1 protein-coding gene is annotated in these 1,549 nt (G+C 58.4%); it reads right to left on the reverse strand.

Annotation, left to right across the window (positions count from 1 at the left end):
- Positions 1-546 precede the first annotated feature (546 nt).
- Positions 547-1,140: a hypothetical protein gene (locus BQ17_RS15960; RefSeq protein ID WP_089728724.1), complete on the reverse strand. Its 594-nt coding sequence runs from the start codon at positions 1,138-1,140 to the stop codon at positions 547-549.
- Between the last annotated feature and the right edge of the window lie 409 nt (positions 1,141-1,549).

Genomic DNA, 1,549 nt, shown 5'->3' on the forward strand with positions numbered 1-1,549 from the left:
GCGGCTACAGCACATAGGGTTGGGTTATGTCCCCTGCCCCTCCCAGACATCCCGGTCGCATGAGCGTTTTGAATCCGTAGATTGCGCAGAGTAGGGTGGGCTGTGCCCACCGCCTGTTGCACAGTCAAAGAACGCAAGTATCTGTGAAAATCGGCAGAGGCTCAGTTTAAAAAATTTATGCTTGGCCGCTCACTTTCCGGCCCATTTAACGCCAAGACGCAAAGATTCTTTGTTCTTTCTTTGCATCTTGGCGTCCTTGCGTCATTGCGTTTTTTCGCAATTTCCGTTTTTTCGCGAACTGAGCTACTACCTGAAAATCTGCGCGATTTGCGGATACAAGATGCCTTTTCCCATACTCAATATGATGATGGTGGCCTTGGGACGGAGCATTTTCGGCCGGGAAGATCGCTTCGAATCGGTGATGCGGTTCGCTGCCTGCCCCTTACCTGCCGTGCCTGACCCATCCCTGGGGTGGTGGGGTTAATAGGCCGGCACAGGCAAAGCGGTTCTGAGACGGTAGGCAGGCGCTCACCGCATCCTGCATTACTAAGGACCAATGGCAAAATCCTGCGGCTGAAAGGCGTCATCATTGCGCAGGGTGACCAGCCCTTCGCGCCCCATGGTCAGCACGAACAGCCCGTGGCGATAGGCATAGCGGTCCGCAGATTCATCGATTGCCAAGGCGGCGACTGCCCCGAAGCGGCGATAGCCCCGGTATTCAGGGAAAAATTTCAGGAAGGTCTCCAGGTCTTTGAGGAGCTTGCGTACATCCTCCCCCTTAAGGGTGCTCTTGACCTCCACCACGACCAAGGCATCACCGTTCACCAGCAGCAGGTCGATTTCCATCTCCTCTCCGCCCTGACGTGCTCGTATCCGCTCCAGGGTCCGGTTGACATCGATCCCCCGGACCCGAAACAGCTCGGCCACCCCCGGCCGCACCAGGGCTTCGAGTAACCGGCCCCACTTGCCGATGAAGAGGTTCTCGGCCGCTCGTGTCTGGGCCGAAAGGGCCTGGATTTCCCGCTCCGTTGCCTCGAAACGCCGGTCGGTTTCTGCGATACGCTGATCGAGGCGCCGGTCGGTTTCCCGGAACAGGGTCCAGATCGACTCGACGGCTTGTTCTATCTCTGCTTGGGTCATGGGTCCAGGGTACAGGAAGGTGTCGATTCGGGACAATCTAGCGGGAGCAACCCTGGGTGGCAAGAGGTGAGTTTTCAGTCGCCGGCTACCAACTCAATGCCATTAAGTTAAGCGTTACCGACGCGGTTTGTGGTCGATCGTGCGCTGTTTTTTTTGCCCTCACCCCAACCCCTCTCCCGCCGAGGGTGTCGTAAAAGGTGACGCCCGACGCGGTCTTTCTCGTTCCCACGCGCTGCGTGGGAACCTGGAACTCCGCGCCGCGGAGAACATCGGGCCGGTGTCCACCATTCGTATACACGGGAATCAAACCTGCCGGCGGTCCGGCGTTATCGGGTGCGGCCCAGAGGGCGTCTGCTCTGAGCGTTGCCGCCAGCTGGTGATGGGGTCCGTAAGCCGTCTGAAAGACGGC

It is taken from the genome of Candidatus Thiosymbion oneisti (assembly GCF_900092655.1).
In the GTDB taxonomy this organism is placed as follows: domain Bacteria; phylum Pseudomonadota; class Gammaproteobacteria; order Chromatiales; family Chromatiaceae; genus Thiosymbion; species Thiosymbion oneisti.